Annotated in this window: 16 protein-coding genes and 2 tRNA genes; 12 read left to right on the plus strand and 6 right to left on the minus strand. The window is 41.9% G+C overall.

The window, feature by feature from the left end; all coding sequences use genetic code 11:
• Nucleotides 1-393 precede the first annotated feature (393 nt).
• Nucleotides 394-1,371 carry a Holliday junction branch migration DNA helicase RuvB gene (gene ruvB / locus AK825_RS03920; RefSeq protein WP_068039014.1) on the plus strand — a complete coding sequence of 326 codons (978 nt, stop codon included), beginning with the start codon at nucleotides 394-396 and terminating at the stop codon, nucleotides 1,369-1,371.
• Nucleotides 1,372-1,469: 98 nt separating this feature from the next.
• Here the strand turns inward: ruvB and AK825_RS03925 are convergent, their stop codons facing one another.
• The 5 genes from AK825_RS03925 to AK825_RS03945 form a co-directional block, all read right to left on the minus strand.
• The gene (locus AK825_RS03925; protein ID WP_068034850.1) at nucleotides 1,470-2,912 is read right to left on the minus strand and encodes an FAD-linked oxidase C-terminal domain-containing protein; all 1,443 of its coding nucleotides are present in this window, start codon (nucleotides 2,910-2,912) and stop codon (nucleotides 1,470-1,472) included.
• A 209-nt stretch (nucleotides 2,913-3,121) separates the two neighbouring features.
• Nucleotides 3,122-4,783 carry an AarF/UbiB family protein gene (locus AK825_RS03930; protein WP_068034851.1) on the minus strand — a complete coding sequence of 554 codons (1,662 nt, stop codon included), beginning with the start codon at nucleotides 4,781-4,783 and terminating at the stop codon, nucleotides 3,122-3,124.
• An 85-nt stretch (nucleotides 4,784-4,868) separates the two neighbouring features.
• The gene (locus AK825_RS03935; protein WP_068034852.1) at nucleotides 4,869-5,576 is read right to left on the minus strand and encodes a hypothetical protein; all 708 of its coding nucleotides are present in this window, start codon (nucleotides 5,574-5,576) and stop codon (nucleotides 4,869-4,871) included.
• 88 nt (nucleotides 5,577-5,664) lie between these two features.
• Nucleotides 5,665-6,780, minus strand: a complete 1,116-nt coding sequence (gene ubiE / locus AK825_RS03940) for a bifunctional demethylmenaquinone methyltransferase/2-methoxy-6-polyprenyl-1,4-benzoquinol methylase UbiE (protein WP_068034853.1) — start codon at nucleotides 6,778-6,780, stop codon at nucleotides 5,665-5,667.
• Between the two features lie 164 nt (nucleotides 6,781-6,944).
• Nucleotides 6,945-7,658, minus strand: coding sequence for a hypothetical protein (locus tag AK825_RS03945; protein WP_068034854.1), 714 nt, complete (start codon nucleotides 7,656-7,658; stop codon nucleotides 6,945-6,947).
• Between the two features lie 317 nt (nucleotides 7,659-7,975).
• Between AK825_RS03945 and AK825_RS03950 the strand changes: the two genes are divergently transcribed.
• Together AK825_RS03950 and AK825_RS03955 are read left to right on the plus strand one after the other, a co-directional pair.
• A complete protein-coding gene (locus AK825_RS03950; protein WP_149038780.1) occupies nucleotides 7,976-9,718 on the plus strand; it encodes an ATPase in 1,743 nt (580 codons plus the stop codon).
• A gap of 723 nt (nucleotides 9,719-10,441) precedes the next feature.
• Nucleotides 10,442-12,049: an inorganic phosphate transporter gene (locus AK825_RS03955; RefSeq protein WP_068034856.1), complete on the plus strand. Its 1,608-nt coding sequence runs from the start codon at nucleotides 10,442-10,444 to the stop codon at nucleotides 12,047-12,049.
• 179 nt (nucleotides 12,050-12,228) lie between these two features.
• On the opposite strand, the gene AK825_RS03960 is transcribed toward AK825_RS03955, so the two are convergent.
• On the minus strand, nucleotides 12,229-13,884 hold the full coding sequence (locus AK825_RS03960) for an aminotransferase class I/II-fold pyridoxal phosphate-dependent enzyme (protein ID WP_227514110.1): 1,656 nt from the start codon (nucleotides 13,882-13,884) through the stop codon (nucleotides 12,229-12,231).
• 651 nt (nucleotides 13,885-14,535) lie between these two features.
• Between AK825_RS03960 and msrB the strand changes: the two genes are divergently transcribed.
• The 9 genes from msrB to phaC all read left to right on the plus strand — a co-directional run bounded on the left by msrB (nucleotide 14,536) and on the right by phaC (nucleotide 24,456).
• Entirely contained in the window at nucleotides 14,536-14,961 is a 426-nt protein-coding gene (gene msrB, locus AK825_RS03965; protein ID WP_068034858.1) for a peptide-methionine (R)-S-oxide reductase MsrB, read from the plus strand.
• Nucleotides 14,962-15,027: 66 nt separating this feature from the next.
• Nucleotides 15,028-15,516, plus strand: coding sequence for a glutathione peroxidase (locus tag AK825_RS03970; protein ID WP_068034859.1), 489 nt, complete (start codon nucleotides 15,028-15,030; stop codon nucleotides 15,514-15,516).
• Between the two features lie 376 nt (nucleotides 15,517-15,892).
• A tRNA-Val gene (locus AK825_RS03975) sits at nucleotides 15,893-15,968 on the plus strand.
• Between the two features lie 49 nt (nucleotides 15,969-16,017).
• Nucleotides 16,018-16,094, plus strand: a tRNA-Asp gene (locus AK825_RS03980).
• Between the two features lie 576 nt (nucleotides 16,095-16,670).
• Complete coding sequence (locus AK825_RS03985) at nucleotides 16,671-17,000, plus strand: hypothetical protein (protein WP_068034860.1); 330 nt, start codon at nucleotides 16,671-16,673, stop codon at nucleotides 16,998-17,000.
• A gap of 108 nt (nucleotides 17,001-17,108) precedes the next feature.
• Nucleotides 17,109-19,928, plus strand: coding sequence for a tyrosinase family protein (locus AK825_RS03990; protein ID WP_068034861.1), 2,820 nt, complete (start codon nucleotides 17,109-17,111; stop codon nucleotides 19,926-19,928).
• 573 nt (nucleotides 19,929-20,501) lie between these two features.
• Nucleotides 20,502-21,248, plus strand: a complete 747-nt coding sequence (phbB, locus tag AK825_RS03995; RefSeq protein WP_068039019.1) for an acetoacetyl-CoA reductase — start codon at nucleotides 20,502-20,504, stop codon at nucleotides 21,246-21,248.
• 237 nt (nucleotides 21,249-21,485) lie between these two features.
• Nucleotides 21,486-22,121 (plus strand): phasin family protein, encoded by a 636-nt coding sequence (locus AK825_RS04000; RefSeq protein WP_158511262.1) that lies wholly within the window; start codon nucleotides 21,486-21,488, stop codon nucleotides 22,119-22,121.
• Nucleotides 22,122-22,329: 208 nt separating this feature from the next.
• On the plus strand, nucleotides 22,330-24,456 hold the full coding sequence (phaC, locus tag AK825_RS04005) for a class I poly(R)-hydroxyalkanoic acid synthase (RefSeq protein WP_158511263.1): 2,127 nt from the start codon (nucleotides 22,330-22,332) through the stop codon (nucleotides 24,454-24,456).
• Nucleotides 24,457-24,520 lie beyond the last annotated feature (64 nt).

Raw genomic sequence — 24,520 nt, forward strand, 5'->3', positions numbered from 1 at the left:
AGTTGTCGCTTACTTTTGTTTTAATGCTTAGTTTAAGACGTTTTGCATGACTTATCCGCTAGGTTTGGTTATGCTGTTTATTGGGGCGTGTTGAACATTCGACCGTGGCACTGACAGAGACTATTTTTTAGTCGATTCTAGATTAAAAATATCTAGTTTAGTCATTCTAAGCGGATCTTTTTAATGACGAATTGGCAAAAAAGAGTCCTGTCCTTACAGGCTGATGCCAAAATTGCTCCATACTGTGTTGCAAATCTAGCTAAGGCACCTGCATTATCTTCGATTTGCGCCTTGTCTGAAACAATTTTAGCTATCAGCAGTGCCGACTTGCGAATGTTCAACACGCCCTGATTTTACATTGTTTATTTCCTTAATATAATGATAAAACCTATGATGCAAGACCGCTTAATTAATCCGCTACAAGGAGCCGATGATGCTCCGGATAGCAATATTCGCCCTGCATTGCTGTCTGAATATATTGGTCAGCCAGTGGTGCGTGAGCAGATGGAAGTTTTTATTGGTGCAGCGCGAGGTCGTGATGAGGCGCTGGATCACACTTTAATTTTTGGTCCACCCGGCTTGGGTAAGACTACGCTTGCCAATATTATTGCTCGCGAAATGGGCGGTAATCTACGTTCAACATCAGGGCCTGTGCTTGAGCGTCCAGGTGATTTGGCGGCCATGCTGACTAATTTAGAAGCGGGTGATGTGTTATTTATCGATGAAATTCACCGCTTGAGTTCGGTCATCGAAGAGATACTTTATCCAGCAATGGAAGATTTTCAGCTCGATATTATGATTGGCGAAGGGCCCGCAGCGCGTTCCATTAAGCTTGATTTGCCACCGTTCACTTTGGTTGCGGCAACCACGCGAGCAGGATTATTGACCTCGCCACTGCGGGATCGTTTTGGTATCGTCCAGCGTCTTGAGTTCTATAATATTGCTGATTTGACGACCATTGTTACGAGAGCAGCGCGTCTAATGCGAGTGCCAATGAGTGGAGATGGCGCTATCGAGATTGCTCGCCGGGCTCGAGGTACACCAAGGATTGCTAACCGTTTGCTACGCCGAGTCCGTGACTATGCTGAAGTTAGAGGGGATGGAAGTATAGATGGGATGATTGCTGCCAGTGCACTTGATATGCTGGCAGTCGATAGACGCGGCCTAGATCATCTTGATAGACGTTATATTGAAATCTTGCATGAACGTTTTGATGGTGGTCCAGCTGGCGTTGAAGCGATAGCGGCAGCGATGGCCGAAGATCGTGGCACACTTGAAGATGTGATTGAGCCATATTTGATTCAGCAAGGCTATGTATTACGCACAGCGCGTGGTCGCGTATTAACGCAAATGGCGATTGATCAGATGTAATGTTTAATTAGATGTAATATAGTTAATTTGGCTTGCTCAGTTAAAAATGCGCCTACTTTATCAATTTAAAGTAGGCGCATTTTTTTGTCCTAGTTTATTTATGCTTCTACTACTTCTTGTGTTTCTACTATTAAAGGCTGAGGCCATATTTTACCGGGATTTAGGATGTTATTGGGATCAAGAGCGGATTTTATGGCTTGCATTAGCGGTATGGCGTTGCCGTGTTCTTGATCCATATATTTCTGCTTACCTTGCCCGATTCCATGCTCACCAGTGCAGGTGCCATCCATCTCGATAGCACGCGTGGCTAGACGTCCGATAATATCTTCAGCCTTTGCAACTTCTACTGGATCATCGGCATTAACCAATAATAAGACATGGAAATTGCCATCACCGACATGACCGACCATAGGGCCAATCATCCCAGCGTCTTCAATATCTTTTGCGGTGGCGCTGACGCATTCAGCTAAGCGTGAAATAGGGACACAGGCATCAGTAGACAGAGCTTTGGCTTCTGGGCGTAAAGCTGAGCTGGCATGATAGGCGTTATGACGCGCTTGCCACAGACGTTTGCGCTCAGCTTCATTGGTATCCCAAACAAAGTCCGTACCACCGAACTCTTCGATAATATCGTTAAAGGTTTGTGCTTGTTCGCGTACGCCCGCTTCAGTACCATGGAACTCTACAAATAGCGTTGGCGTCTCAAGCAGATCAAGATTTGCATATTGATTACAGGCTTTTATCTGCAAGGCATCAAGTAATTCAATCCGAGCGATAGGCAAGCACATCTGGATGGTGAGCATCACGGCCTGACAGGCGTCTTCAATCGTGGGAAAATGACAGAGTCCGCTACCGATACTTTCACTAAGCCCAAACAATTTGAGCGTGACTTCAGTGACGATACCAAGTGTACCTTCAGAGCCTATCATCAAGCGTGTCAAGTCATAACCTGCGGCAGATTTTTTAGCACGCGTGCCTGTTCGAACAATCTCTCCAGTCGCCGTAACGACTTCAAGCGCGAGCACTACATCTTTCATCGTGCCATAGCGTACTGCGTTAGTACCTGAGGCGCGGGTCGCCACCATACCACCAATACTAGCATTGGCACCTGGATCTATAGGAAAAAACAAACCTGTATCACGCAAATAATGATTCAGCTGCTCACGCGTGACCCCAGGCTGTACAGTAACGGTCAAATCTTCATTATTGACTTGCAAGATAGCATCCAGCGCATGCATATCGATGGAGAGTCCGCCATAAGGAGCGTTTAATTGACCCTCAAGTGAAGATCCAATACCAAAAGCGATTACTGGCATTTTATGTTGATTGCAAATCGCTACTGCTTTGGCAACGTCGTGCTTATCTTGTGCTGTTAGCACGGCATCTGGTGGCTGATTAGCAAGCCATGTCATCGTATGACCATGTTGTTCACGCACAGTCAGATTGACGCTAAGCTGCTCACCAAACTGAGCTTGTAGCTCAGCAATAGCCGCGCTGTGATCCGGTTTAGTCGGTATGGTATTAACTTGAGAGTGGGGCATAGATAATCCCTATCAATAGAGCAGATTGAATTAAATAAGGTTTTGAATAAAAGATGTGAAAATCAGCTAAGCAAGCCATCTAAGCAAATAAGCTAAGACGAATGCTCAATAGCTGAGTAACTGCATACTCATGCTATAAGCATACGTCTAATTAACTGTGGTTGTATAGGGTAATATTTTTTTAATAGCTTTAGCTAAGATGCATAGCTTTAAGCTAGGATGCGCCAAACGACTGCTAGCATTGCTAAAATATAAAAGACAGGTGACAACCAGCCGACTACTTGCGTTGCAATAGCGATAAATAGGCCAAATCCTGCTAATGCTAGCCAGTCACGGCGGCGATCATTGAGCATATCTGCACGTATCTGCTGAATCTCACGCAATTGACTGTCTTGACGTGAGCCTTGTGAAGCCAGACTTTGCAAGCCTTGATCTAGTAGTTTTGGAATATCAGTACTGGATAATAAAATCTCTGGTAGCTGGGCGCGGAGCTGTTGGAAGTTGCGCATGGGATCAAGCTGTTCTTTAATCCAGCTGCTCAGGATAGGCTTAGCCAGTGACCAAATATCCAAATCTGGATACAAATCACGACCAAGGCCTTCAACGTGAACTAACGTTTTTAGAAGGAGCATGAGCTGAGGCGGGATGCTCATATGATGGCGGCGGGCGATATCTAAAATTTGCATCAAGACGCCAGCAAAATCGATCTCATTGATAGACTTTTGCAGCATTGGGCCAACGGTGCGCTTCATGTCACGCATCAAGGCGTGTTTATCAGTATTTGGAGGGATCCATCCAGCACGGCTGACGATGTCCACCATAGCAGTGAAGTTGTTATTCATCACTGCTAACAGCATGCGCGCTACAATTAGTTGATCATCTTTTGATAAAGTGCCCATAATGGCGCAATCAAGACCAATATAGCGGGGCTCATGGCCGAGATTGACCGCTTGCGTATGACTGCCTAGCGTCTTAACAGGCGGGGTCTCTACGAATACATTACCCGGATGCATATCGGCATGAAAGAAGTTATCACGAAAGACTTGGGTGAAAAATATCGTGAGGCCTTTTTCTGCTAATGCTGCTCGATCATAGCCTAGCTGATCAAATATATGAATTTGTGAGATCGGTACGCCTTGAATGCGCTCCATGACCATGACGTTTTTGGCCGCGTCATAGACCTCAGGCACATACATCAATGCAGAACCCAAAAAGTTGTTACGCATTTGGGTGGTATTATCTGCCTCTAAAGTTAAATCCAGCTCGTTGAGCATGACTTGCCGATAGTCTTCAACGATATCGATGATATGTATCGCACGTGCCGCTTCAATTCGTGCCGATGCCCAATTAGCAAGTTCACGCAGCAGCTCAAAGTCTGAAATGATAGTAGTGCGGATATCAGGGCGGACGACCTTTACCACGACTTCACGGCCATCTGTCAGTGCAGCGGTATGCACTTGAGCAATGGAGGCAGCAGCTAAGGGCTTGACATCAAAGCGCGCAAATAGCGCCTCAATAGACTGACCAAGACCATGTTTTGTATCTTGAATTTGAGCGATGGCAGTATCAGCGTCAAAGGGTTTTACTTTATCTTGCAATTGAACAAGTTGTTCGATAATTTCAGGTGGCACTAAATCGCGACGAGTAGAGAGGAGCTGACCGAGTTTTAAAAATAGCGTACCCATATCCTCTAGCGCATATTTCACCGCATTTGGCTGGTGCTTTTTGCCCCAAGCAGCTGGATGCATACGAATTAAGCGCACAAGAGGCTGTAATTGCGGAGACTCTTCAACGGTAAAATGAGTATCTATGCGGTAGCTTGCAGCGATACGCCAAAGCTCAAGTAAACGGGCGCGATGAGATAATAGCATGGGTGATAATTACTCTAAATAGTTACTCTAAATAATCAGGCTAGATAAGGATACTGATGGATAAATGAGGCAAGATAAATCATGCTCATCTATTGGTTAAGCGTGCTTGTTCAGCTTTAATCGCTGCTAGCCGTGCCTCTTCGCGCTCGACATCAGCACGCAGCTTAAGGATTTGCTGCTTAAGACTATCTGCTTCTGCTTTTTCAGCAAGGTCAGGGGCGCTATTGCCCGCCACATCATTTGCCCAATCACTTACATCATCAAAGGCACGCTTGGCAGTATGGCGAAAGCTGCCTTTAAGATGAGATATAAGTAGCTGTAACTGGCTGGCCATTGGTTTGCCAATGAAAGGCTCGAGCTGACCGGCGATATCAGGATCAAATCCAGCAACCAGTTGTTTGAGCTGCATCAAAACCTTGTAGTCGCCATCAATGGGCAGATTGCCTTCAGCGCCGCGCATCAAGTTGAGTAGTTGTGCAGGATTTTCAACGTTGATAGTGCAGTCTGGGCTACTATGACCAATACGCCTCATATGTATATCTGCTTGCTGACGCTCGTCAGAATTTCTGCCAACGCTTTGTCCACGTGGTTCAAACACACTATTAGCAGTAATAGGTTCAAAACGCAGATGCTCATGGTTGAATAGAATATCTAATTGTATCTTAGGCATCACCATATTTAACCGCAGCACTTTACCATCAAGCGGTACAAGACCAGCTTGAGTAATCTCATCGCTAGCAATAGCCATATTAATGAGCTTTTCGGCACTTGCCAAAAGTAATACCGTTAGCATAATACTCTCACATATTTAAAATGATTATAGTCATGTTGCAGCATTGTCAGCACTGGTTTTAGTGTTGAGTTCTATTGAATAGCATTTGCTATGCCTTGAAACCTCTATGCACAGCAACGATACCGGCCGTTAAATTGTGGTAATCACAATTTTCAAAGCCAGCTTGTTCCATCATCTGCTTTAAGGTTTGCTGGTCAGGATGCATACGAATTGACTCTGCTAAGTACTGATAGCTTTCAGCATCGTTAGCCACAAGCTTGCCCATAAGAGGTAAGGCAGTAAAAGAGTACAAATCATAAGCTTTAGATAATGGCTCAAAGATAGGCTTTGAGAACTCTAAAATTAATAAACGACCGCCTGGCTTTAGGACACGGTACATTGAACGTAATGCCGCATCTTTATCGGTGACATTGCGTAGACCGAAGCTGATCGTCAATAAATCAAAGCTCTCATCTTCGAATGGAGCAAGCGTCTCGGCATTGGCAAGGACGAAGTCAACGTTGTTGCAACCAGCGTTAATTAAGCGCTCACGACCAACTTCAAGCATGGCTGCGTTGATATCTGATAAGACCACATGACCATTACGACCGACTTCGCGGCTAAAGACTTTGGCCAAATCACCAGTACCACCAGCAATATCGAGTACATGCTGACCAGCACGTACGCCAGACAAGCTAATGGCAAAGCGCTTCCAAAGACGATGAATACCAAAAGACATCAAATCGTTCATGATGTCGTATTTTTTGGCAACCGAAGTGAACACGTCAGCCACGCGCGCTTGTTTTTCAGCTTTATTAACAGTTTTATAACCGAAGTGAGTCTCTTCTGCACCATCGGTATCAGGCGTGTGTGGGTTATTAATATCATCACGTTGGTTAAAGGCAGCTTGCTTTGCCGCTTGTGTATTTGAGGACTGCGCTGAAGTTTTACTCATTTCATTATTGTTTGGCATAGTAGTTTGCTGACCTTGCGGCGTTCCTGTCGGTAAATCTTGTACTTGCGTGAAGTCGCTATTATTGGTATTTGCTGTGACTGTACTATTTGATACTGAATTAATAATCGATGTATTGTGAGTAGGGTTCTGGCGAGCTTGAGCCTTCGAGCTAATGTTTTTAGTATGAGCAATACTATCTTTAACTAATTTATCTTGGATATGGCCGTTTGTAGTGAACTTGTGATTGGTCTTTTTTAAGGTGTCGGTCATAGAATTATCCTGTGGCTTATTTTTATGTCTATTTGGTAGTGACAATTATTTAATAATAATTATTATCTTTCCAAATGTAAAAGCATTTTGCTAGCACTTAAATGATCAATAGTTATTGACCAATATTGTGCGCGCAAAATGCCCAATTCAGTGCCTATTTTAGCCTATGATACAGCAAATACGTCAACGTTGCCGTCACTATCAGCATTGTGAACTTGATCGATAATTTTCAGTTCGCGCTCGCAGAATGGTTCAATAAAACTAGCCACACTTTTGAGAGGTTTCATCGCTGTAAAACCTGCATCGATAAAGTCGTATAACGGCTGATAGCCACGACTATATGCCGTGCCTTTAGCAAAAGAAAAAGCCTTACGTAACATAAATGAGTTGAGATATTTGTCGGTACGGTAACAGACTTCTTTAAGATTGTTAATCTGAACACGGCGTTCATCTGCTTCATTAACAGCGCGGTAAGCTTTAAGCATATTCTCTTCATTGACTGGTAGATCTTGCTCTAGCAACCATTGCGCCAAGTGCATATCCAGCTCAATCGCCAAAATAGCTGCCTGTACCGCCATAGTACCAGTCTCTAAGACGGACTCTTTGGCAAGTCGCTCAAGCTTTTTCGCTTTTGGAAGAATACGCTCTAGTTGTTTGGCCAATAGCTTAAACTCCTCACCCCCATATAGTTTAGTGAGAAAATAGCTTGCCATTGGCTTGTTGTTTGGCTGCTCAAATAGCTCTGAATGGGTGCGTTGAATACGCGCGCGTTGCCATGCTTGTACGTCATTAAGCTTAGCATGTAATGCTTCATCATCGTGATAAGGTAATGCCCAATAGCGCGTTAAATGCTGTTGTAATTCAGATAAAGCAGACATAGCAATCCGTCCTGTATAGGTAAATGTGTATTTTTTAAATGGAAATGGCTTTTATTTTAAAGTTATAAATAGTCGTAAATAGCATCGCTAACGTAATATATTACCTTAAAAGAAATTAACACAGAATACAAATGTCAAACTGTTACATAGCACTGTTATTTCCTGCTCAAACGGATGCTATTATTATTAAACAGTAATAATTAATAAAAGCGCTTATAAAGATAAAATGGAATTAAGATATGTCTAATAATAAACAAGATCCTGTTCAGCATAAAGAGCAATCTAAAGATCAGAAGCTAAAAACGGTAAACAATCAAATGAGCAAGCAAGTGATAGATCAGCGTTTGACTCTCAATCCCCTGAGTCAGTTTTCGATGGATAAGGATGCGCTTAGGTTGGCATTGGTGACTGCACAATATGCCTTGCGAGCGACCCGACAACAAACGCCGCCAACCGTCAATAAACCAACCGGGCTTCTGGTGCTGGTCAATGGGATGGAGCAGGCAGGCAAGGGCACTGCTGTCAAGCAATTGCGCCAGTGGGTCGATCCGCGATTATTGAAAGTAGAAGCAACGATTGGTCACCCGCCTCTCAAATACCAACCTATTTGGCAAGCTCATACAAAGGCCATGCCGCGTCATGGTGATGTCATGGTTTATTTTGGCAACTGGTATGCTGACCTGCTATATAACGTGATGCATATGGCAACCGTAGCCATTCAGGATGAGGATTGTAAAAAATCAAAGCGTAATAAAAGTAAACATTCCAAAGATAAGTGCTCTAAGCATAAAGCTATTAACTACAATGATTCAGATAAACATCAAATGCTACCTATTGCTAAATGGCAAGATTATTTGCAGCAGCAGCTGATTAAGTTGCAGATATTTGAGCGTGATTTAGCGGCGAACCAAACCAAGATACTGAAGTGCTGGTTTCATGTTGATGTGGATACCTTGCAGGCACGTCTAAAGGATAAAGAGGCCGACCCACAATTTTTATATCAAATTGATTGGAGTGATACCGAGATATTAGCGCAGTTTAATCATGTTGCAGCGGCGTTATTAAGGCAACAAGATGACTGGGTAATTATTGATGGTAGTGATAAGTCGCAGGCCGCGACTGAATTTTGTCATGAAGTATTGCAAGCTATGCAGATGGCGCTTGCGAGTAACGTGCCTGCAGATGATGACAAGGCTACTGACGAAATTACCGATGGAATGGCTGATAAAGCCACTAATGCTAGCGAAAACAACACTAATAACATTAATAACAATAGCGATAACAGCAATCAGAACTTTGCATCTAAAAACCCTGAATCTAGGAATTTTGTACCTGTAAAGATACCTGAGAAGCTTATAGAGATTGATGCTCCAGATGTAGATAAGTCAGATTATAATAAGCAACTTGCGAAGAAGCAGGCCAAGCTTGCAGAGTTACTACGTGCACGCAAGGGTCGTCATGTGGTATTTGCCTTTGAAGGAATGGATGCTGCTGGCAAGGGCGGTGCTATTAAACGGCTTGTCGCACCACTCGATCCACGTGAGTACCAAGTTTATAATATTGGCGCACCGATGTTATATGAGTTGCAGCACCCATATTTGTGGCGATTTTGGACGAGTCTGCCAAATGAGCAGACTGATCGTATAAGCCGTATCGCTATCTTTGATCGTACTTGGTATGGACGAGTATTGGTGGAGCGTGTCGAGGCGTTAACAGACAAGGCAGTTTGGCAGCGCGCCTATGATGAAATCAATCGTTTTGAAGCAGATCTAACAGCAGCAGGAACGATTGTTATAAAGTACTGGCTTGCTATCGATAAAAAAGAGCAGTTAAAACGTTTTGAAGATCGCCGCGAGACCCCGCATAAGCAATTTAAACTAACTGATGATGATTGGCGCAACCGTGATAAATGGCCAGACTATGTGCAAGCAGCGGCTGATATGCTGGCACGTACTGATACAATCGATACACCGTGGTGCGTAATTGCAACTAACGAAAAGCGTCGTGCACGTTTAGAGGTACTAGACCATGCTATTGCACAACTAAAATTCCGCTCATAGATATTACATTAAGTACGATAGCATTATTACAAAGCAACTGAAAAGAGATTGGGTTTAAAACGTCTTGATATTAATACCTTATATGTTTTCTTTGACAATTCGCCGTGAATATTGATAATAGGGCCAACAATAACTAAAGGTTCTATATATATACTTATTTAGCCTAAGCAAAAGTAAGCAGTATAAAGACAGCTGATGCAGATATCTTCAGTTACAAATCTTATAGTATCATTATGCATTATGTTCAATTATTTAATATAATAGGCACGTGCTCGCAATGGCTGAATAAGCAATCTGCTAATTTCAGCGCAAAGTTATATTACAAATGGGTTATTAGCCTTATTTAATAGCAATAATTGAGTTGTTAAAATTGACAGTATCATGAACATAGCTATCATGAGTGAATATTTAAGCCGCAAGATGCTTTAATCAAATGATTTAGCGTTATACCTTGCGGCTTAGTAGTATGTTAGACGCTCTAATTTCTATCGCACGTTTATAACGTGAAAAAGTCAATATAATGACAAAAAATCGATAAAAATCTACAAGCCAATAAATTTCTAAAAAAGTACTTAAAGCAGTGCTTTAAAACAGTATTCAAAAGAACCATGTCGCGCATATGATGTCATGATTTTAATCCTCCTCTGACATAGATAGTGTTATGCGTTGCAATGTTATCAATCGCAAGTATTTTCAATCAGCTTACGCAAGGCGTATTAATTTATGGGTATTAGCAGCAGTTCTACAGAGCCGACCAAACCAGTTGGCAATATGAGAATCAATCTATTTTTTGCTATTTTACTGATTGCGATGACCAGCTATTTTTTATGGTGGGGATTCGATTACACCCTGCGTCAACAGACAACGCTATTCATTGTTGCGACGGCTTTTGGTGTCTTCATGGCATTCAATATCGGTGGTAATGATGTCGCCAACTCTTTTGGTACCTCAGTAGGTTCTGGCACCTTGACTATCCCGCAAGCGTTATGTGTGGCAGCGATATTTGAAGTGTCGGGGGCAGTACTGGCTGGCGGTGAAGTGACCGATACTATTCGAAGCGGGATTGTCGATTTAGATGGTCTGAGTGTCACGCCCAATCAGTTCATCTATGTCATGCTTTCAGCTTTGATTGCTGCTGCATTTTGGCTGTTGTTTGCTACGCGTAAAGGCTTACCAGTTTCAACGACGCACTCCATTATCGGTGGGGTTGTTGGTAGTTCCATTGTCCTTGGCATCACTCTGGGCGGTACTGAGATGGCGCTATCAACGGTAGATTGGGGAACCGTTGGAACTATTGCTATCTCTTGGGTATTGTCGCCGCTACTAGGTGGTGTTCTGTCCTACCTCCTATATGGACGGATTAAGAAAAACATCATTGAATATAATGATAAAACAGAGGCGCACATTGCGACACTCAAAGGCAACAAAAAAACCTTAAAGCAAAATCATAAAGAGTTTTTAGACGCTCTAACAGAGTCAGAGCAACTCGCTTATACTTCAGCGATGTTACGTGACCAAGAAATCTACAAAGATGATGATTGTATCGTTGAAGAATTAGAAACCGATTATTATAAACGGCTTTATGAAATTGAAAACGAGCGCAGTAACCTTGACACGCTAAAAGCACTCAAACAATGGGTACCTATTATTGCCGCTGCAGGTGGCGCAGTAATGACTTCTCTAGTCGTCTTTAAAGGCTTGAAAAACGTCAATAACGGCTTGACGACCCTGCAGGGTTTTTTAATCATGGGGATGATAGCGGCGTTGGTGTGGCTCGCGACCTTTATCTATACCAAGAGTATCCGTGGTAAACATAAAGAAGACTTGACCAAAGCGACGTTTATTATGTTTAGCTGGATGCAGGTCTTTACCGCATCAGCCTTTGCATTTAGTCATGGTTCAAATGATATCGCTAACGCTGTCGGTCCATTTGCAGCGATCATGGATGTGATTCGTACTAATAGCATTTCCACAGAAGCTGCGGTACCACCTGCTGTGATGCTGACCTTTGGTGTTGCACTTATTGTTGGTCTTTGGTTCATTGGTAAAGAAGTTATCCAAACAGTGGGTACAAATTTGGCAAAAATGCATCCTGCTTCTGGTTTCTCAGCTGAATTGGCTGCCGCTGCTGTGGTTATGGGTGCATCGACGATGGGTCTGCCAGTATCGAGCACCCATACCTTAGTAGGTGCGGTACTGGGTATTGGTATTGTTAATAGAGATACCAACTGGAAACTCATGAAGCCAATTGGTCTGGCTTGGATCGTTACTCTTCCTGCAGCGGCTTCAATGTCTGCAATCAGTTATATCGTATTGGTCAACATCTTTTAATGCTAAGGTTGTAAAGTTGGTAAATCAGACTTTATGAGTTAGGTAAACACAATAAAAAACGCTTATCCGTATTTTGCAGATAAGCGTTTTTTTGTATTCAAGTTAAAGCTGAGTATTTAGAGCGTGACATCAATTAGCCATTTTAAGCCTCACGATCTAGATGATGACATACCCTAGATTTAAGCAGTACCGAATTGCTGGCGTTTTTTGGCAAAGAAGCGATCTAAGCGATCCATAGCGTCTTCTAAATCATGCAGGTTGGGCAAGAACACCACGCGGAAATGATCAGGTGCATCCCAGTTAAAGCCAGTACCTTGCACCATTAATACTTTTTCCTCTAGTAGCAGCTCCATCATAAACTGCATGTCATCCTCTATAGGATAAACGGCAGGATCCATCTTTGGAAAGCAGTAAAATGCGCCTTGAGGCATGGTGCAAGAAATGCCTTTGATAGCATTAAGACGTGAAACAGCCATTTCGCGTTGCTTATGTAAACGTCCTTTTTCTGAAGTTAATTCTTTCATACTTTGATAGCCACCCATCGCGGTCTGAATTGCATACTGTCCTGTGACGTTTGAGCATAGGCGCATGGACGCAAGCATGTCCAAGCCTTCAATAAAATCGCTGGCATGTTGTTTTTTACCAGAAACCATCATCCAGCCAGCGCGAAAGCCTGCAATCCGATGCGATTTAGATAGTCCGTTATACGATAAAATAAGAACCTCATCAGACAAGGTGCTCATTGGCGTATGCACCATGTCGTCATAAAGCACGCGATCATAAATCTCATCTGCCATAATGACCAAGTCATGCTCAATGGCAACTTCAATGATTTGTTTGAGGACTTCATCTGAATAAAGCGCACCCGTAGGGTTATTAGGATTGATGACGACAATGCCTTTGGTCTTGCTAGTAATCTTTGATTTGATATCTTCAATATCAGGATGCCAGTTGTCTTCTTCATTACAGCGATAATGCACTGCTGTACCGCCAGCGAGATTGGTTGCTGCTGTCCATAATGGATAATCTGGCATCGGAATCAAAACCTCATCACCATCATTCATCAACGCCTGCATAGTCATGACGATCAGCTCAGAAACGCCATTACCTAAATAGACATCACGCACGTCTACGGCAGATAGCAGGCCTTTTGATTGGTAATATTGCAGTACAGCTTTACGTGCCGAAAAAATACCTTGCGAGTCTGAATATCCAGTGGCTTCAGGCAAGTTCATTGCTACATCACGCAGGATTTCATGTGGTGCGCTAAGTCCGAATGGAGCAGGGTTACCAATGTTTAGTTTTAAAATACGCTGACCTTCTGCTTCCATCTTAGTCGCTGTTTGTAGCAATGGCCCACGGATGTCGTAGCAAACGTTTTGTAATTTAGTAGATTTTTTTAGTGATGTCATAGTATTACTACCTGTAGTTATTTTATTTTTTGAGTCTGCTTGCTGGTCTGTTGATTGTATTGCGCTGTTAGCTTGCTTACTGACAGTTTTTTCTTGGGAATTATAAGATGGCTGATGAATGGCTTGAGTATCTGATGGGCTAGCTAGTCTATCGTTGTTAATAGCGTCTTGATTCTTGTCGTCACTCTTTAGGTCGCCACGAAGTAAGTAACCTTCGCTACATCCCAAGATACGTGCGAGAGTTGGCAGTTTGGATGAGACGATACCGTTAGTACCACGCTCCCAATTGGAGATCGCGCCGCGACTAACTTTTGCACCAGCTTCAGTCATCGCTTGAGCCAATTGCTCAGCAGTAAGACCCTTATCTCGACGCAACTGTACTAAACGTTCGGCTTGTGTCAGCTTGTCCTTAGTATCACTCATAATCGTCCCAGCCTTCTATTTCGTTAGAGCTGTTTTAATGACTCTAATTAGGTGTTTTTAATAAATTAAGATTTTAATTGGTATGGAATTATATTTTCACTGTGTCTATTGCAAGATATTATTGCATTATTTACATGGATGCAAGTTTTTTAACAATTGATAATGCAAGTTATTCTTGCATTAAGTTAAGTGATAATGTAATGGTAGTTTCAATAAGATTATAAATATCATCATAGCTGACATAAGAATTAGTAATCTGCATTAAATAAACTGGAAATGACACAGGTTCTAATCGTCACATAGTGTTGTTATATTCTTTATAATCATGATGTTATTAAAGTCTTAACTAGCTTATTAGTGTTTACCTCACAGCTCGCATTTTTACGTGTAGATTTGGTAAATGTAGAGAAGGATTTATTGTGTAATCATGGTGAATTGCTATATCTTATTTATCTACTATGCTGAGTACTACATACATTCATTAACAAATACGGGCAGCGGGTTTTAGATACTGGCCTTGAATAACTGGCTTATAACCAAAAGATAAAGAACGTTAGATTAGTCTCTTAAAGTGTTCGCAATAGTACTTTATTAACAGGCTAGGTAATAATTGGCAGACTAGATAATAAATACTCAAATTAAGGATAGACCATGCAAGACAATCAACTTAGCAAAGAAGAGATCAGCCAGTTAACTGAAGCTGACTGGAAAGAACGCCTGAGCGCCGATGAATATCACGTAATGCGCGAGAAGGGCACAGAACGTCCATTTACTGGTATTTACAATGATACTGAGGATAAGGGTATCTATCGTTGTAAAGGCTGCGGTGCCAATTTGTTTGACTCTGCGAGCAAGTTTGATGCTAGCTGCGGTTGGCCAAGTTTCGATCAAGGGATCGATAACAGTGCTATTGAAGAGCATGTTGATAATTCATTGGGCATGACTCGTACAGAAGTCACATGTAGCAACTGCGGTGCACATTTAGGTCACGTATTCCCAGATGGGCCAAGTGAAACGACAGGCATGCGCTATTGCATCAACTCAGTTGCTATCGATTTGGACGAAGCAGACAAGTAGAATAAGTACTGTTAAGACGACTACATTTTGCACTATTCAAGTAAGTGATTAAAACAAGGATAGCTGATGAGCACTATTTATGATTTTACGGCTGAGCGTGTAGATGGTACGCAGCAAGCGTTTTCTGACTACCAAGGTAAAGTGCTGCTGCTGGTTAATACTGCTAGCAAGTGTGGCTTTACGCCTCAATTTGAGGGTTTAGAAGCACTTTACCAGCAGTATAAAGATCAGGGGTTAATGATCATCGGTTTTCCTTGTAATCAATTTGGTAGTCAAGATCCAGGCACTAATGACGAAATTGGTGCGTTCTGTCAAAAGAACTATGGCGTGACCTTCCCTATGATGGCCAAAATCGTTGTCAATGGTGACAATGCTCATCCTATTTTTGAATGGCTAAAAGAGCAAAAGGGCGGGGTACTCACAGATGGTATCAAATGGAACTTTACTAAGTTTTTAATCGGTCATAACGGACAAGTAATTGATCGCTATGCACCAACGACCAAGCCTGAAGCAATGAAAACCGATATTGAGCGTGCATTAGTAGCCGCTAAATAGTTTGAATAACTAAAATAGCTTTATATTGCTAAAAATATAAAGCTAATTAAAACAATTGCTTGTCGAATTATTAAGTAATAATGCAAAAAATATGGAATAAAAGGTCAAATAGTATTTGACAGGCAGTTGTAAATCTATATAATACACACCCACAGCAAGGGGCTTTAATTAATAAGTTCTGAGTTGTTAGAAATTATCGTTAAGGTATTTCGATATTAACTAGAGCGTGACTACTTTAGTTAATAAAAGCTTTAGAAAATTCTATTTAAAGAATTTTCTCTTGTAGTAAGATATAGGAAACGAGTTTTATAGAATTTTCAGATACGAAAATTCTCTTGCGCTCGGATGAAGCAGTGCTTCATTTATTCCTCGCTCAGGGTGATTAGCTCAGTTGGTAGAGCGTCTGCCTTACACGCAGAATGTCGGCGGTTCGAATCCGTCATCACCCACCACTTATTAGCAAGTGGACCTGTAGAAAGGTTAAATGCTAAAACGACCTAAGCAGCGGTAGTTCAGTTGGTTAGAATACCGGCCTGTCACGCCGGGGGTCGCGGGTTCGAGTCCCGTCCGCTGCGCCATATTTAAAACGAATTTAGACTCTCGAGTTTATCCAAGTTTTGCCCCAAGTATTCATTTACTTGGGGTTTTTTTGTGCTTGATTACTTTGTATAAAATATTGATTTATAAGATTATTTTTTTTATAACTTAATACTTGTCAAAAACTTCTCTCTTGTTATATTCAGTATGTTTTCTCGAAAATTATTTTGTTGTTTTTTATCTTATTAGAGGATTATATTGGCAGATTATGTAATAAAAGATGGTGAAATATTGATATGTATTTATTAACTAAATGTTTTTAGTTATAGCTTATATCGAAAAATTCAGCTTGCGTCGTCTTTGCAAGAAGGTTACTGTTATAGATAATTTATGTATGCCGTTGCTAATTTTCATCTAAATATATCCATATATGCGGATATATTTATCAGATTGTAATAATTGTTCCTCATGCGTCTGACAAAAGTATTTTAGTCAACTGAGCTTATAATAATAATTTTAAATCCAGTGTCGGATTTATTCGGCAGTGAACCAATGATCCATGCTTTTGCAATGTGTAAAAAAACAATTGTACTAAACATCTAAATGGAGAAATTGAAATGATTGAGAATAACAAACCTACCTCAGACAAGAAGTATCCCAAATCCACAGAATATAAAGGACGGAAAATTAAGTTTTCTGATCTGCCAAGCTCTGACTTACCAAGCTCTGACCTAAAGGACAAGGCGGCACTTGAAGTCGAGAAACGCATCGATAAAAGCCAAAAGCACTTACGAAAATTAAAGGTTGAAATCGATGACAAAGCATTTGAAGTCGTAGAGTTAAATGAAGGGATATTTGAGTCCGGTTTACTGCCGTATTCTTCGTACTCATCGCCGGTTGAGTTGGCACAAGACGTGATTGACTACATAACAGAATTTAAAAAATAAACTCTCTTAAAAATACAGTTTATCCAAATTCACACTGCCTGGACCTTTGCTTCAAGCATCTAATTCCAAGCATCTAATTCCAAGCATCTTATAAAGGAATTTTCACTCATGACTTGTAGAAAAAATGTGAATGCTCTGACGACAGAGGAAAAGGCAGCTTTCATCACCGCTATTAAACTTATGAAGGCCGAGGAGTACGTGTACGTCGACAACCCAAACGATGAACCACACGTACGTGCCAGATATCCTAATATAACCAACACCTATGACAAGTATGTACTCGACCATCATATCGCTATGTATACAGGGACCCCAGGAGGGTGGGGGAATGGTTTTTTGACTCGCAATGCAGTGTACCGTGGTCCAGCGTTTTTGCCATGGCAACGTGAGTTTATACGCCGTTTCGAGCTGGACTTGGACAGATTGGTGCCCGGGGTGACTTTGCCATATTGGGACTGGGCGTCAGATGCGGCGGACCCTATGAATGCGGTGGTCTGGACGAATGACCTTATGGGCGGTAACGGATCTGGCGCGAGTAGAGTGGTTCGAAGTGGTCCATTTGCTTATGATGATGCAGATCCGGATAACAGTTGGGTTATTATTAATTATCTTGGACTACCGGACGGCGGATTGGTTCGGAATTTTGGCTCGCGCCGTAACACTCCGAACTTGCCCACTCAAGCGGACATTGACGAAATACAGCAGATTTCCACATATGATAGCGGTAATTTTGATACTAGTAGCGTGGGTTATCGCGGCGCGAACGAAGGACGCATACCTGTCAATGGAAAAACACCTCCGCCTAGTAATACCCATGCTCTCGTACATGAATGGATAGCTGGCTCTATGATGCTTGGCACGTCGCCCAATGACCCGGTGTTTTTTCTGCATCATTGCTTTGTGGATAAATTGTGGGCTGATTGGCAAGCGCTGCATCCAACAGTACCTTATGTACCGGGCAACACGGCAAGCAATAATCTTAACGGTCACCGCTTGAATGACGAGCTTGTTGGTTTGGGTACGCTGATATCTGCAACGTTGGATCACCATGCTATGGGGTACTCATATGATACGGATACGCCGCCTATAGTGACCCCGGTCAACACGACGTTAGTATTTAACGACACCCCTGTGGGTAGCACCGCTGTGCAGGCTGTAACTTTTAACATTAGCACTCCAACTCCTGATAACAGTTTTTGTAGAGATTTGATATTCACTATCACAGCCGGCCCGACAGGCACGGGGTTCGGAACTCCTAACGGCGATAGGGTCGTCGTTAATAGAGACAATACGAATACGGCGCAGGTTTGGTTTTCTTACACGGCTACCAGTGACACTGATCCAGTTACGGGAGAAGCAGAAATTACCAGTGTGCAAACAGGGCAGACGTGGCACATTAGTTTGTCTGCCACTACTATCACCAAACCAACGGTCGCCACCGTTTTGGTGCTGGATAAATCTGGTAGCATGGCCTGGGACGCAGGCGATGGTCGGTCGCGTATTGAAGTGCTCAAGGATAGCGCGCCTATATTCGTCGATCTATTGGGCGACGATGACGGTATTGGTGTGGTGTATTTCGACAGTAATGCAACGCCGGGGACTCCGATCGCGGTTGCGGGCGCTGCTGGGACTGGCTCTGGGCGTATAGCTGCAAATGAAGCAATCACGAACCAACCATCACCTCCTGGCGGTTCAACGTCTATTGGTAGTGGGATTGAGTTGGCCAGTAGCGAGTTAGATGATTTGACATCTGGCAGCTATAATCATACTGCCATGGTGGTACTCACGGATGGTCGTGAAAACCGAACGCCTTACATTAGCCAACTTATAGATGATGGCATCATCAATGACAGCGTCTTTGCTATTGGCTTGGGAACGACACAGCAGATCCGCCCTGCTGCTTTGGAAGCATTGACTGGTAGTACAAATGGTTACGTCTTAATGACCGGCACATTGGACTCCAATGATTACTTTACGCTTCAAAAGTACTTCTTGCAGATATTGTCAGGAGTTAAAAATACGGAGGTAGTGATGGATCCTGAGGGTTGGATTCAACCTGACCGTGAGATACGTATTCCGTTTGATCTTAACGAAGCAGATATCACAGCGGATGCAATCTTGTTGACGGGAGACGTTCTACCAGATGTTTTTGACTATGTGCTTGAAACTCCGAGTGGCAAAATTATCGACCCAAGCATTGCCAACGCTTCTGTTGAGTTAGTGTTTTCAGCAAACGAACATATGCAGTTTTATCGCATGACTTTGCCGACCGCTGTTGCAGGTTTCGAAGAACGTGAAGGTCAATGGCATGCAGTCCTTAATCTGAATGAAAAAGTATTCGCTAAATACTTAGCCAGCCTTGAAAATGACCGTAAAAAATACGATGAGGTCAAAACACATGGGCTACGCTATTCTTTTAATGTGCATTCTAGTTCTGATCTACGCCTTAGAGCGCAGCTTGAGCAGGCTACCCGAGAACCAGGTGGCATGATAACGTTATCAGCACAATTAACCCAATACGAGCGCCCCTTGGACAATGGTGCGTCTGTCCGAGTGGAGTTGGAAAGACCTAACGGCACTAAAGCAAACCTAACCCTATCGGAGGTGGAACCTGGTGTTTTCAATGTCACATTCAATGCTGGGTCAGCCGGTGTCTATAAGGTGCGGGTTTTGGCTAAAGGTCAGTCAATACAAAACAACCCTTTCACAAGGGAGCAGCTCTTAAGTGCTTCTGTCTGGATAGGCGGTGATGATCCGTTGCCAAGCAGCAGCACGGATGGAGGTGAACAGCAACTCTGCCACCTGCTCATGTGTTTGCTAGAGAAAGATAGTATTCGCAGCTTTCTCAAACGACAAAAAATCGAGCCTGAAGAAGTGAGCGAATGCCTTAAAAAAGTTTGTGAAGATGACGATAAACCAGAGTTTTGATCTGACATCGCCAGAAATAAACAATTGGTCAACATCTTACTCGCGTTTGCTAAGACCCCAAGCCTCATAGCAAAGTTGCTTAAAGCTGCGAAAAATATGTCGTAGTTTTATGGACATATGAAAAGCCAAAGGGATGAAATAATTTTTCCCTTTGGTTTTTAATTTAACGTATAAATGATCTTTAGAAACTTCTATTCATAGAAACCTCTATAACATTATTTAGATAATTAGCTGATACAACTAATTCGGTCTCAAGTATTCGTTTATTCGGGTTTTTTTGTGTGCCCTTAATTTGTAACATTGAAATGTTAGATTAAAGACACGTTTACATAATAGTTATTAGCTTATAGAACCTGATTTCTGATAGAGTAAGATCTGCAGGTTTTTACTCTTCATTAGTTTATTAATGATAATCGGTCCTCATTTGGTATTAAACCCTTACAAATAACAATGATTTATTACCAACATAGGATAACTATCACGAGATAACTATGTTATATTCTGAAAAAAGAATACAGCTGTACACTAATTATTCATTAACGAACAAGGAAGTTTTTTATGCCAAAATCAAATATGTCAGATAAAAAAGTTGCTTTAGTAACCGGCGCGCTTGGTGGCATCGGTACGGCTATTTGTGAAAAGTTAGTGGCTAGTGGCTACCATGTTATTGCAACTTTAAGTAAAGACGATCCAGAACGTACGAAGAAGTGGTGCGATGACAATGGATTTGACTCGAGTAACTTTGAGTTTCTGGCTGTTGATGTGAGTAATCACGAAACCGCGATGGCAGCGATTCAACAGACAATTGATAAGTATGACAGTATTTACGCCTTGATAAATGGGGCAGGTATTACTCGTGATAGTAGCTTCAAAAAAATGAGCTTTGCGCAGTGGAAGGAGGTAATTGATACCAACTTGACGTCTCTTTATACCATTGTTCATCCAGTTTTTGTAAAAATGCTAGAACAAAAAACAGGCCGCATTGTCAATATCAGCTCGATAAATGGTTTACGTGGTCAGTATGGACAGACGAACTATTCGGCCGCTAAAGCAGGTATTATTGGATTTACTAAGGCTCTAGCATATGAAGGTGCTACTTCTTCAGTTACCGCCAATGTCGTCGCTCCCGGTTATACATATACGCCCATGGTAGAAAGTGTACCTGAACATATCATGGATAAAATCAAAGAAACTATACCAATGAATCGTTTAGCTAGTGCAAATGAAATCGCTGCTGCTTGTATGTATCTTATTAGTGATGACGCAATATTCGTCACAGGTGAAACCATATCAGTTAATGGTGGTCAATATATGTCTTAACTCTAATGTTAAATAAATTATATTTGTTACATTACTAAATAATGTCACAAACTTAATAACATTATAATGTTTTCTTAACAACCAACACGCATAATTCTTTTAGCCATCAATCCCCGGAGTAGTAATATGTCACAGCAAACCCCTCAAGATTATATGAATCAGTTTAACGAGAGCGCAAAAAAAATGTTCGAGCCTTGGACAAAGCTAAATCAATCATTCGATACACGGAGTAATAATATGTCACAACAGACCCCGCAAGATTACGTGAACCAGTTCAATGAGAGTACACAGAAAATGTTCGAGCCTTGGACAAAGCTAAACCAAGCTTTTTTGAAAAATGCTGAAATGATGACCGAGTTTTCACTTAATACTATTAAGACCTACGCAGAAATGGGTCTAGAGAATATGCGTCAAGTTTCAGAAATAGACTCTCCAGAAGCTGCCAAAGACTTTAGCAGCAAGCAAGCAGAAATGCTTAATACAATTAGTCAAAAAATGCTATCAGATGCTCAGCGCATGACAGAGCTTGGCAGTAATATGCATGATGACGTTATGAAAGTTTTGGGTGAAGTTCAGGGTCAAACCAGTGAAAAAATGCAGGAAAATATGCAAAAAACTGCTGACCAAGCAACCAAGACAGGTCAAGAATACGCAGCAAATATGAATAAGATGGCTGAGCAGTTTAGTGAGCAAGCCACAAAGGCTGCAAAAACTGCTACCGGCACAAATACACAAGCAGATACCAAAGCCGATACTAAAGCTGATGCTAAAGCTGATGCTAAAGCTGATGCTAATACAAATTCCAATGCTAAGACAAATGCAAAGACTGGTACTAGTAATACTAGCAGCACTGGAAAATCAACAAATAAGTAATTGTAATTACTAATGAATTTAATTATCTTATTAGTAGTTAATAATGAGATATCATGTAATTATCACACCTAAAAGGTGGGTTAGATAGCTCTATCCCATCTTTTTTCTATTGTGTTAGCAGTGTAAAGTTATTGTGCTTGCACTTTCGTACAAATTAGATGTAGTTTATAGCTAGATATCGTTTATAAACAGGAACATGGGTAAAGATATGGATAATCAGCAGTCCGATAGGGATAACCAGCAGTCCGATGAACAATCAAACAAGTCATCGCACGAGTCAAATACACAAGATAATCAAAATAACCAAGACAACACTAATGATGCCTTTAATTTTAGTGGCTTTGGTCAACAATATTTAGATCAGTTAAACCAAGTTAGTCAATTCAACCAATCTTTATTTAATCAATCTGGTCAAACTTCAAATCCATTTGAAGCCAATATGAAGCTATGGCAAGATTCAATGAAGAGTTTTGGCAACTTTATGATGCCGAATGCCACTGGAAACGCGGGTTCTCAGAAATCAGACTCATGGCAAAATGATCAAAATACTGACAACGATGCGGGTGACTTTAACGAATCGACCCAAAAGTTATTTAGCGAAATGTTAAAACGAGTCGGTCAGGACGATAATATAAGCCAGTCCCTAATGCTTAATTTGATAGACGGATGGCAGCAGTTCAATACTGGCGTCACAGACAAAAGCCCCACTGCGTTAATTGAACAGCAAACAAATCTGTGGAAACAGCAGTTCCAACTGTATCAAAACACCCTAATGAAGGGATCAGAAAATCAACCACAACCTCTCGTTACCCCAGAAAAAGGCGATAGACGCTTTGAAGATGATGAATGGACCAACAATCCTGTTTTTGACTTGCTAAAACAAAGTTATCTGCTAACGGTTAACGGCATGATGGACACCATTGATAATACTGAAGGTGTTGATGAAAAAACTCGCCAGCGTTTATCCTTTTTTACTCGTCAATGGCTAAATGCAATGGCACCAAGTAACTTCTTATGGAGTAATCCTGAAATACTGCGATTGACCATGGAGTCAAAGGGACAGAATCTAGTAAGGGGACTCAAGCAGCTAACAGAAGACATGGAAAAAAGCTCTAAAATGCTGAGCATTCGCATGACTGATAATGATGCTTTTAAGCTGGGTGAAAACATCGCTACAACGACGGGCAAAGTGGTGTTCCGCAATCGGTTGTTTGAGTTGATACAATATAATCCAACTACAGCCAAAGTTAATAAACGCCCTTTATTGATTGTACCGCCATGGATTAATAAGTTTTATATCATGGATTTAAAGGAGAAAAACTCATATATCCGTTGGGCACTTAATGAAGGTCATAGTGTATTTGTTATGTCGTGGGCCAATCCAACGCGGGCTTATAAAGACGTCGATATGAAAGACTATATGCACGAAGGGTTGCTGACTGCTTTAGATGTCATTAAAGAGATTACTGATGAGCCGGATGCCAACGTCATCGGTTATTGCATCGGTGGTATGTTACTGGCGTTGACCCTGTCTTGGTTAACTGAAAATGAGCAGGCAGATCGCATCGCCAGTGCGACTTTCTGGGCCACGATATTTGACTTTAGCGATCCTGGGGATTTAGGCGTATTTATTGATGAACGTACGGTGAGTGCTCTTGAACAAGAAGGAGATCAACAAGGTGTATTCGACGGACGATTAATGGGCGCCGCCTTTAGTCTGTTACGTGAAAACAGCCTTTATTGGAATTATTATGTGCAAAATTACCTAAAAGGTGAGCGTCCTATTCCTTTTGATCTCTTATATTGGAACTCTGATGCCACCAACGTGACGGCCGCATTGCACAGTTTTGTACTACGTGAGCTGTACCTAGCTAATAAGATGATTAAAAAAGGCGAACTAGAATATGACGGTGTGAAGATTGATTTGTCAAAAGTGACTATCCCAACCTATGTCGTGGCAACATTGCAAGATCATATCGCCAAATGGAAAGGGAGCTACGCGTCTACACAAGTGCTCGGTGGAGATGTTACTTTTGTACTCGGTGAGTCAGGACATATCGCTGGCATTATTAACCCGCCAACGGGAAAATACGGCTTTTATATACATGAAGATTATGTCGCCGATCCTGATGAATGGTATGCCAAAGCAGAAAAACAGGATAAGAGCTGGTGGCTGCATTGGGGAGAGTGGATCAAGAAGCACAGCGCAGGCGAAGTAGATAGCAGACAACCGGGTGTGAAGCACACAGGTAAAGAGTGGCAGGTAATATGTGATGCTCCGGGAGAATATGTACACGTTAGAGCGGATGAAGCTTTACGCCCGATTAACACCTAATTGACAGTTCTTATATTTTGGTTAATAGCTAACTTTACCGGATAGTAAATAGGGGCGGTATACA

This window comes from Psychrobacter sp. P11G5, assembly GCF_001593305.1.
Taxonomy (GTDB): Bacteria; Pseudomonadota; Gammaproteobacteria; order Pseudomonadales; family Moraxellaceae; genus Psychrobacter.

Coding starts and splice junctions, on each gene's coding strand:
- msrB (WP_068034858.1), top strand. CDS start 14,536: ATGCAAGACAATCAACTTAGCAAAGAAGAGATCAGCCAGTTAACTGAA.
- AK825_RS03990 (WP_068034861.1), top strand. CDS start 17,109: ATGACTTGTAGAAAAAATGTGAATGCTCTGACGACAGAGGAAAAGGCA.
- AK825_RS03970 (WP_068034859.1), top strand. CDS start 15,028: ATGAGCACTATTTATGATTTTACGGCTGAGCGTGTAGATGGTACGCAG.
- AK825_RS03945 (WP_068034854.1), bottom strand. CDS start 7,658: ATGTCTGCTTTATCTGAATTACAACAGCATTTAACGCGCTATTGGGCA.
- AK825_RS04000 (WP_158511262.1), top strand. CDS start 21,486: ATGTCACAACAGACCCCGCAAGATTACGTGAACCAGTTCAATGAGAGT.
- ruvB (WP_068039014.1), top strand. CDS start 394: ATGCAAGACCGCTTAATTAATCCGCTACAAGGAGCCGATGATGCTCCG.
- phbB (WP_068039019.1), top strand. CDS start 20,502: ATGTCAGATAAAAAAGTTGCTTTAGTAACCGGCGCGCTTGGTGGCATC.
- AK825_RS03930 (WP_068034851.1), bottom strand. CDS start 4,783: ATGCTATTATCTCATCGCGCCCGTTTACTTGAGCTTTGGCGTATCGCT.
- AK825_RS03950 (WP_149038780.1), top strand. CDS start 7,976: ATGAGCAAGCAAGTGATAGATCAGCGTTTGACTCTCAATCCCCTGAGT.
- AK825_RS03935 (WP_068034852.1), bottom strand. CDS start 5,576: ATGCTAACGGTATTACTTTTGGCAAGTGCCGAAAAGCTCATTAATATG.
- AK825_RS03925 (WP_068034850.1), bottom strand. CDS start 2,912: ATGCCCCACTCTCAAGTTAATACCATACCGACTAAACCGGATCACAGC.
- AK825_RS03955 (WP_068034856.1), top strand. CDS start 10,442: ATGGGTATTAGCAGCAGTTCTACAGAGCCGACCAAACCAGTTGGCAAT.
- AK825_RS03985 (WP_068034860.1), top strand. CDS start 16,671: ATGATTGAGAATAACAAACCTACCTCAGACAAGAAGTATCCCAAATCC.
- phaC (WP_158511263.1), top strand. CDS start 22,330: ATGGATAATCAGCAGTCCGATAGGGATAACCAGCAGTCCGATGAACAA.
- ubiE (WP_068034853.1), bottom strand. CDS start 6,780: ATGACCGACACCTTAAAAAAGACCAATCACAAGTTCACTACAAACGGC.
- AK825_RS03960 (WP_227514110.1), bottom strand. CDS start 13,884: ATGAGTGATACTAAGGACAAGCTGACACAAGCCGAACGTTTAGTACAG.